The organism is Leptolyngbya sp. CCY15150, from assembly GCF_016888135.1.
GTDB lineage: Bacteria > Cyanobacteriota > Cyanobacteriia > RECH01 > RECH01 > RECH01.
In genome coordinates, this window is sequence record NZ_JACSWB010000122.1 from 49,792 (window position 1) to 58,965 (window position 9,174).

Below are 9,174 nucleotides of genomic sequence, written 5' to 3' on the forward strand. Positions count from 1 at the left end.
AGGATCGTGGATTGAATAAGCTGCGATTTTCATAGTGGTATAACACTGTTGGTGTTGCTGAACTGAGAGATGAACCTCTAGCTACAGGATCTGAACCTCCATGCAACATGTTGCGGAATCATACTGCCATTCAGCAACGCCACACAGTTAACATAATGCATTAGGGAATAATCGCAAGTCTTCTTGAAATATGCTTTTCAGGTTTCTCTAATACACTACGTTAGCTGTGTTATGCCATTACAAAAGTCGATATTATTTCAGTCTCATTCCTTAGGACAATTTCTCTTTTAAGGCTCTGTCCGCTGCTCATTTCAGCTAATTTTGTTCAACATACCGTGGCTTTTTCTATGCCTGTTTCCCTTGAACATTCAGCGATCGCAACGACTTTTCCCACCCTTGCAGATATCACCATCTGTATTCAAGGTTTATACAAACACTACGGTAAGACGGCTGCCATTCGCGGACTCAATCTAGACGTTAATCGGGGCGAGCTGTTTGGTTTGATTGGCCCCGACGGAGCGGGCAAAACCACCACCTTTAATATTCTGGGTGGCGTGATGGAGGCAACGGCTGGGGAGGCAACTATTTTGGGATTGCCCGCTCGGGATGCCCGCAACGATATGGGCTACCTCACCCAGCAGTTTTCTCTCTACGCTGACTTGAGTGTGATGGAAAATATTAACTACAGTGCCGGACTGCGACTAGTCCCAGAACAAGAACTGGAGACCCGCCGCAATCGGTATCTCAAACTCATGCAATTAGATCCGTTTTGCGATCGCCTTGCTGGACAACTATCGGGGGGTATGAGACAGAAACTTGCCCTTTGTTGTGCGCTGATCGCTGAACCCCAAGTCCTGTTGCTCGATGAACCCACCACAGGCGTTGATACGATTGCTCGCCGGGAATTTTGGGATATTCTGGCAAGCTTAACTGCTCAAGGGATTACGGTTGTAGTGGCGACTCCTGATTTAGATGAAGCCGAACGATGCGATCGCGTAGCGTTAATTTATGACGGACAAATCCAGCAAGTGGGCACGCCCGCCAGCCTAAAAGCAGAGTTGGGGCTGCAACGGTTGGTGATTCGGACGACTGAATTAGTAAACGCTGAACAGGCCTTACTGCCGCTGGTCGATCACGGGTCAAGCGCCGTACAACTTGCTGAAGTATCGACCTTTGGCGATCGCATTGAAGTACTCGTCAACGATGCTAAGCATGGGGAAGAGTTGGTGCGCGATCGCCTCGTGCAAAATGACGTGAGCTGCGATCGCATTCAAGCCGAAGCACCCACGCTAGAGAATGTGTTTACAACCCTGCTGCAACGAAAAGGGGGCGTTCCTCCATTCATTTCATTTCCGCGATCGCCCCCATCTACCCACCCATCCACCCACCCATCTACCTCTGCCATCGCTATCTCTGCCCGTCACCTCAACCGTGTCTTTGGGGCATTTCACGCGGTGGTCGATCTAGATATAGACATTCACTATGGCGAAGTGTATGGCTTGCTGGGCGCAAATGGAGCGGGCAAAACCACCATGATTAAGATGCTGTGTGGGCTCTTGCCGATCAGTTCAGGAGACATTGCGATCGCCGGGGAAACGGGCGATCTGCGGAGTGCGGCCCTGCGCCAGCAGATTGGCTACATGAGCCAGAAGTTTACCCTCTACGATGATTTGACCATTCTCGAAAATTTGCAGTTTTACAGTGGAGTCTATGGTCTTTCGGCTCGACAAAGGCAGGAAAAGATTGGCTGGGTGCTCTCGATTTGTGGCTTGGAAGACCAGTCCCATCTGCTGACTCGGCAATTACCGGGGGGATGGAAACAGCGGGTTGCGTTTGGTGCCTCGGTCATGCATGAACCGACGCTGTTATTTCTCGATGAGCCCACTTCTGGCGTGGATGTGCTAGCCCGAAAGCAGTTCTGGCAACTGATCAACGACTTTGCCCGCAATGGCACCGCGATTCTGGTCACAACGCATTACATGAATGAGGCGGAACAGTGCAACCGGATGTGTTTTATGGTAGCGGGTCGCAAGGTGGCAGAGGGGTCGGCAAGCGCCATTAAAGCGGCTCAACCCGGTCAGTTATTTGAATTGCGGGTGGGGCAACTGCAAGCCAGTTATGATTGCCTGCGACAACACCTGGAACCCTGGCGCGTCTCTATTTTTGGCGATCGCCTCCACGTTGTTTTGGACGATCCCAATCAGGAATTACCCCAGGTGCGATCGCGGCTCGAACAAGCCCAGTTACCTCTCAGTGAAGCTCAACCCATTGCCTTTTCACTAGAAGATGCCTTTATTGGCGAAGTTCAACGAGCCGGAGGCGCACCGCCATGATCATTCGCCGGATTCGCAATCAGTTTTTCAAAGAATTGCAGCAGTTTCAGCGCGATCGCTTAGGGGTGGCACTGGCGTTCATTCTACCTGTCATTGCCTTATTGATTATTGGCTTTGCGATTCGCCTGGAGGCTAAAAATATCCCGCTGGTGGCGCGCGATTTAGATCAAACGACGCTAAGTCGCAGCTATATCGAACGACTCTATGCCACCAATCTCTTTGTTCCAGCGGAGTGGCAAGGGCGACGCTTTCCGGATGCCCTCGATCGCGGCACGGCTCAAGTCCAAATTACCATTCCTGCGGGGTTTGCAGCCGATGCGGCGGCAGGGAGAACAGGTACTGTGGAGGTGGTGATCGATGGTAGCGACACCATCAATGCCCGTGTGATCGACCTGGCTATCAAAGGAACCACCCTGGCGGTTGTGCAAGAACAGTTGGGGGAACTATCCAAAACCTTGGGTATCGTGGCTCAGGTGCGGCTGTGGTTTAACCCAGGCCGGGAAGAATCCCTGTTCATTGTGCCAGGAAGTTATGGGGTAATCCTGGCCATTTTCCCACCGCTCTTGATTGCGATCGCCCTGGTGCGGGAAAAAGAACAGGGTACGATGCTGCAACTGTATGCCTCCAGCCTCAGCGCCTTGGAACTGCTAATCGGCAAATCCCTGGCCTACATCGCTGTGGGGCTAGGGGAAGCGCTCCTGCTGTTTATCGTGGGTTTCCTGTGCTTTGGCGTTCGATTGGTCGGCGATCCATTCCCTCTGCTGCTTGGCACCCCGGTGTTTCTGTTAGCGGGTGTGCAGTTGGGGTTGATCATTGGCATTTTTACCACGACCCAGAGTGCAGCGGTGCAGGCGATCGGCACCATTAAAGTGTTAACCGCATTTCTCCTGGCAGGGTTTCTATTTCCGCTCAATAGTGTGCCCTTTCCGTTTTCGATTGCATCCTATCTGGTGCCTGTGCGCTATTACATCGAACTCTGTCGGGATGTATTTGTGCGGGGATCGGGGTGGTTTGGCACATGGTCTTTGATTCTTGCCATGCTGATCTTGGGACTGGCTGAGTTTGGGCTTGCCTGGTGGGGTATGCGTCGGATGCAACTAGCGAGTTAATTTATGCTGAATCGTCGTCTCTTGGCTCTCCTGATTAAAGAATCCACGGAGTTATTGCGAAATCGTCAACTGGTGATTTTCCTGACGATCGCCCCCATCCTTTCAATGGTGATTTTTGGCTATGTCCTCAACTCCAATATCTCCCACCTCCGGCTGGGCGTTTTGGATCAAAATCAGGTTGCGCTCAGTCGTGATCTAGTCGATGCCTTCACGGCCAATCAGGTGTTTCTTGCGAAGAGCTACACCTATGACCAGCAAAACCTGACGCAACACATTGAACAGGGGCACGTCGATGCTGGGTTGATCATTCCCTCCACCTTCAGCCGCGATCTGTTGCAAACCGGCACATCAGAAGTGGCGATCGCCATCGATGGCATTAATGCTTACAGCTCTGGTCTAGCCAAGGGATATGTGGCTCAGATTACCACTCAATTTAACTTAACTCTGCTGGCGCAAAACCAACCCCTATCAACGCCATTAGCCGTTCCCATGCAGGCAGATATTCGCTTTCGTTACAATCCCGGAACGCTCGATAGCTGGTTCTTTGTCCCTGGTGTGATTGGCACGATCCTAACGTTGAGCGCAATCCTGGCAGCCGCTGTGGAAGCAGTGCGGGAAAAGGATCAGGGAACCTTAGAGCAACTCCTGATGACTCCTGTCGCGTCTACAGCCATTCTTATTTCCAAAATCGTACCTATTTCCGGGCTGCTCACAGGCACCTTGCTGATGTGCTTTGCCGTTGCCTATGGGGTATTTCAACTGCCCTTTCGCGGCAATCTGCTGCTGTTGTTAATATTCTCGATGCTCTACATCCAAATTGGTGTAGCAATTGGACTGGCGATTTCTACCTTTTCTAATAACAAATTGCAAACAATTTTAGTTGGCATCTTTTTAAATATCCCAATCATTTTATTAGGGGGCGCTGTCACATCCGTTAACAGTATGCCCCTGCTCTTTCGTTGGATTGCCAAAATTAATCCCTTGTATCATTACCTGGTCATTCTGCGCGGCATCTTACTCAAGGGTACGGGGCTGGAGGTCTGGTGGCTACACGCGATCGCCATGCTTTTGTTTGCGATCGCCACTCTCCTGATCAGCGCCAATCGTTATCGCAGACAGCTCAGTTAACACTCATCCATTTTTTCAGCTCTTTTCCAATCCTACGTTTTTCTATCTCTAATTGAAGGATGCGCCTCAACATGACTCAGTTAAAAACTTCACCGAAACTGGCTACAGAACCCCAACCGCCCGAAACTCCCCAGCCCCCTGCGCCCAAACCCACGTCTCGCCATTGGGTCTGGATTCTCGTCGGATTAGTCGCGATCGCCGCCATCGGCACTGGACTCTGGTATCTATGGCTCCGTTCTCAACCCAATAACCTGATTCAGTTGAGTGGGCGCATTGAGGGCTATGAAACGGATGTCAGCACGAAAGGAGCGGGTCGGGTTGAGGAAGTCACCGTTCGCGAAGGAGCCACCGTCACCCAGGGGCAAGTGTTGGTGCGTCTAGACGACGATGAATTACAGTCTGAGTTGGTAGCCGCTCAGTCACAGGTTGAGGCGGCGAAACAACGTGAAGCAGCAGCTCGTCTACAAATTGTGGTGCTAGAGAGCCAAGTGGCAGATGCAAGGCTGAACCTCCAGCAGGCGGAAGGCAATACGACGGGACAAGTTGCCGAAGCCGAGGCTTTGGTGGCGACAGCACGGGCTGCTGTAACGCAGGAACAAGCCCGAGTCGAAGAAGCGATCGCGTTGCTAGAACAGGCGCGGGTCGATCGCGATCGCTTTGTGAGCCTGGCCAGTCTAGGTGCCGAAACCCAACAACGCGCTGATTTGGCACAAACCGTGCTGAACACAGCCCAGGCTGCACTTCACAGTCGTCAGGCTGCGGTGGAGGTTGCTCGTCATGCGATCGAAATTGCGGAAGGGAAATTAACCCAAGCCCAAACCACAACGCTGAATCCAAATCGCCAGGAAACAACTATTAGCCGTTTGCAAGCTCAGGTAGACCAAGCCCGGGTCGTGTTGTTGGGGGCGCAAGCCGATGTCCAAACCGCAGAGGCAAACCGACAGCTCATCCAGAGCCGTTTGCAACATTTGACGGTCTATAGCCCGATCGATGGGGTCGTTACCACCCGTAGCGTCGAACCAGGCACCGTCGTGCTGCCCAGCCGCCCCCTCCTGCGAATCGTAGACTTAGATCAGGTTTATATGCGGGGGTTCATTCCAGGCGGGCAGATCGCCCAAATTCGGGTTGGGCAAGCAACCAGAGTCTATCTCGACAATGATCCGCACCATCAACATCCTCTCAGTGCAACGGTGATCGCCATTGATACCAATGCATCTTTTACACCCGAAAATGTCTATTTCCAAAGCGATCGCGTAGAGCAAGTATTTGGTGTAAAACTAAGCATTGACCAACCGAGTGGTTTTGCCAAACCGGGGATGCCTGCGGATGCCGAAATCTTGCTAGCACCATAAGACGACACCAAGATTGTGTAGACCCAAATCTATGTTTTACCTCCTAGCTCGGGTTACGTCCGGGCAGTGCCGTTTCGGGGAGCAAACGAAAAAGCTCCACCATGACTTGTCGCATGAGCCATCGAGCGGTCAATGCTTTTCGCATCGCAGCCATGACCGAAAAGCCGGGTTTCTTTCAAGGTCTCTGCACTGACTGGAGTAGCAATGCTGCCGTGCTCGATTTCATTGTGGTTTCATGATCAGGTGGTATTTTTGGGTAGCGTATTTTTGGGTAGCAATGTTGTGCAGCTACTTGCTGCTACCGCTTCTGCCTATAGCTTGAGCAATGATTAATGCGTATTTTGCTGGTTGAAGATGAGCCCGACCTAGGACGAGCGATTAAGCGCACGCTGACCCAAGAAGCCTACGTGGTGGACTGGGTGCAGTCTGGGGATGAAGCGCTGACCTATCTGGAGAGCAGTACTGTCACTTACGTGTTGGGAGTACTTGACTGGATGCTGCCGGGGCTAAATGGTCTGGAGATTTGTCGCTGGCTACGGGCGCAGCAGAATGCTCTCCCGATTCTCATGCTGACCGCAAACGATCGCATCGAAGACCGCATTGCAGGGCTCGATGCCGGGGCCGACGACTATCTGGTCAAACCCTTTAGCATGGATGAACTGCTGGCCCGGTTGCGGGCTTTGAGACGTCGCCCCGCTGACTTTAAACCGGCTCAAATTCAAGTTGGGCCACTGACGCTGGATTGCGATCGCAGAATTGCTCTTCTTTATAGTGGCACCGCTGCTGAGCAGACGATGTCACTGACCCAAAAAGAGTTTCAGCTTCTGCAATATTTGATGGAGCACCCCGATCAGATTCTTACCCAAGAGCAGGTGCTCAACCAGCTTTGGGAATTTGGCGCTGACCCCATCAGCAACGTCGTAGCAGCCCAGGTGCGGCTACTGCGCCGCAAATTGGGGCAGTATAACTGTGACCACATGATTGAAACCGTCTATGGCATGGGATACCGGTTCAAAACTGAATAGACTATTTCGCCGCAGCCGCTGGCAACTCACCGGTTGGTATACCGGTGTGATGGCCGTCGTCTTGGCCATTAGTGCCCTGGGCATGTATGAGGCCATTGCCCATGCCCATCGGGTAGCAGCCGATCGAGAGCTAAAGTCGGTCGCCGAAGCCGTTCACGATAACTTAGAGAAATCTCTCACGGCCAATAGTCAGATTGAGAGCGGTTCTTCTGACCTGCTTCCAAACCTTTGCCTAACGGGGGATCCCTGCCTGGCCCCCTTTGAGCACAGCCAAAACCACTATCATCCCGATGACCTATACTCCGGCAATTACTATATCCGGGTGCTAGGCACCAACGGGCAATTAGTAGCCAGCGCTGGTGATTACCCCCAAGGGCTATCCAGCCCCGATACTGCCGCTCTCTGGAAAACGTTGCATGATTCATCCGGTCGGCCCTACCGCCAAGTGGTTCTGCCTCTGTATGCTCTAGATGATCAGCAGTTAGTGGGTCGGGTCGTGGTAGGTCGTTCGCTTAACGACTTTGCAGCCTACTTAGCTACTGTTCGCTGGAATATGGCCTTAGGTTTACCCTTGGCGCTGGCCTTGATTGCAGCGGCGGGATGGTGGCTGGCGGGAGTGGCGCTAGAGCCGGTGCAAATGTCATACCGCAACATCCAGCAGTTCACAGCAGACGCCGCCCACGAACTGAGAACCCCCCTGGCTGCCATTCAGGCTACTACCGAGTCGGTGATTCGACTGCCAGATATCTCAGATGCCGAGGCGCGAGATACGCTTCAGGTAATTGCCCGCCAAAACCATCGCTTAACCCGTTTAGTCAGCGATCTGCTGCTGCTATCCCGGCTCGATATTCAAACCACAGCCCCTGGCTTTTCCTGCTGCCTACAAAACATCCTGAACGATATTGAGGAGGAGATGGCAGCGTTGTCTATGGCCAAGAACATTAACCTAGTGCTCGATCAGCCTGCCACCCCGCCCCTGATGGTGATTGGTCACGAGGAGCAGCTCTACCGCCTGGTTCTGAATGTGGTCAGCAATGCCCTGCAGCATACTCCTACCAACGGCAAAGTCACCACTTACCTTAGAGCCGTGGATAAGCACGCCCTAATTACGGTAGAAGATACCGGGGTGGGTATTCACCCCAACGATCAGCCTCGAATTTTTGATCGCTTTTATCGCATTGAAAAGGATCGATCGCGCCAGAGCGGTGGGGCGGGGCTAGGTCTGTCGATCGCACTGGCGATCGCTCAGGCCCACGGCGGCAGCATCCACGTTAAGAGTACCGTCTCTAAGGGTAGTACCTTTACCATTAAGCTCCCCCTCGCCAGTGCGGGGATGCCCCTAGATCAGCTTCGCCCATCGCAGCAACACCGCGTTAATCGCCATAACCACGGTCGAAAGGCTCATCAGTAAGGCACCCACCGCTGGGGACAGCAAACTTCCCAAAGTTGGTAGCACCCTCACCGTTAGGGAAATTTTGCCCCCATTTTGTGATTGAAAGACGGCAGTGACTGACATTCCCAATGCTCAAGAGGGCGATCGCATATGAGTTTGGTGCTACTTGGTAAACGTGAACCGTCCGTTCACTTTTTCACCACCGATATCCGACAAAATAGCTACGTTATAGTCTCCTGCGGCTGTAACAGGCAACATAGCCGTGTAGTGTGCGCCCTCGACATCATAGCTCAACTCGACAGACTCTTGAGTGCCGTCAGGAGCCTGAATTTGCGCCATTACCTTAGCATCGGTGATCGGCTCATGGGTATCGCCCTTTTGTAAGAAGAAATCTAGGTGAACTCCGGTCGCTTCATTGGCAGTGAGCAGTTCTAGATGGTATGGGCCAGATTCAATCACCTGTCCCCCTTGGGATACTTGCGTGTGCCCATCCCCTCCAGCGGCGGGCTCCGGGGCCGCTTGATCTTCAACAACGGGTGCTTCGGCAACAGCCTCTGCAGGAGCGCTAGCTTGCTCACCACGTAATTGCTCAACTGAATAGCCAATCGGTCTGAGATGAGGTAAGAGCACGCAAAATGGCATCCAAGGCAGAAATGCCCTGACGCTTTGCTGTATTGACCAGCGAGCGCACTTGAGCAAACAACTCCGCTCCCCAGTCCGAACGAAAGCCATGGGTCACCTTGCGGAAGACGACACTCCAGCGCAACGCCTGCTCACTGGCGTTATTGGTGGGCGGGACGGTCGCATCAGTTAAGAACAGCAACAGATGATCTC

8 protein-coding genes and 1 pseudogene are annotated in these 9,174 nt (G+C 52.7%); 7 read left to right on the forward strand and 2 right to left on the reverse strand.

Annotated features, from left to right (window positions below; translation table 11 throughout):
- The first annotated feature begins 347 nt into the window (after positions 1–347).
- From JUJ53_RS02525 to rppB, 7 genes and pseudogenes are all read left to right on the forward strand, one after another.
- Positions 348–2,333 carry an ATP-binding cassette domain-containing protein gene (locus JUJ53_RS02525; RefSeq protein WP_204150402.1) on the forward strand — a complete coding sequence of 662 codons (1,986 nt, stop codon included), beginning with the start codon at positions 348–350 and terminating at the stop codon, positions 2,331–2,333.
- A complete protein-coding gene (locus JUJ53_RS02530) occupies positions 2,330–3,442 on the forward strand; it encodes an ABC transporter permease (RefSeq protein ID WP_239124719.1) in 1,113 nt (370 codons plus the stop codon). Before JUJ53_RS02525 ends, JUJ53_RS02530 begins: the two co-directional genes overlap by 4 nt.
- Positions 3,443–3,445: 3 nt before the next feature.
- The gene (locus JUJ53_RS02535) at positions 3,446–4,570 is read left to right on the forward strand and encodes an ABC transporter permease (protein WP_204150403.1); all 1,125 of its coding nucleotides are present in this window, start codon (positions 3,446–3,448) and stop codon (positions 4,568–4,570) included.
- A 71-nt stretch (positions 4,571–4,641) separates the two neighbouring features.
- The gene (locus JUJ53_RS02540) at positions 4,642–5,922 is read left to right on the forward strand and encodes an efflux RND transporter periplasmic adaptor subunit (RefSeq protein ID WP_204150404.1); all 1,281 of its coding nucleotides are present in this window, start codon (positions 4,642–4,644) and stop codon (positions 5,920–5,922) included.
- A 101-nt stretch (positions 5,923–6,023) separates the two neighbouring features.
- Entirely contained in the window at positions 6,024–6,161 is a 138-nt protein-coding gene (locus tag JUJ53_RS02545; protein WP_204150405.1) for a hypothetical protein, read from the forward strand.
- Positions 6,162–6,254: 93 nt separating this feature from the next.
- A complete protein-coding gene (gene rppA, locus JUJ53_RS02550; RefSeq protein ID WP_204150406.1) occupies positions 6,255–6,947 on the forward strand; it encodes a two-component system response regulator RppA in 693 nt (230 codons plus the stop codon).
- A pseudogene (rppB, locus tag JUJ53_RS24995) lies at positions 6,916–8,259 on the forward strand (two-component system sensor histidine kinase RppB); the annotation flags it as partial. The gene rppA and the pseudogene rppB, both read left to right, overlap by 32 nt.
- Before the next feature lie 243 nt (positions 8,260–8,502).
- On the opposite strand, the gene JUJ53_RS02560 reads toward rppB, so the two are convergent.
- Both JUJ53_RS02560 and JUJ53_RS02565 read right to left on the reverse strand, forming a co-directional pair.
- Entirely contained in the window at positions 8,503–8,970 is a 468-nt protein-coding gene (locus JUJ53_RS02560; RefSeq protein WP_204150408.1) for a hypothetical protein, read from the reverse strand.
- The coding region (locus JUJ53_RS02565) for a transposase (RefSeq protein ID WP_204150409.1) at positions 8,930–9,174 on the reverse strand (245 nt) is incomplete at its 5' end. The genes JUJ53_RS02565 and JUJ53_RS02560, both read right to left, overlap by 41 nt.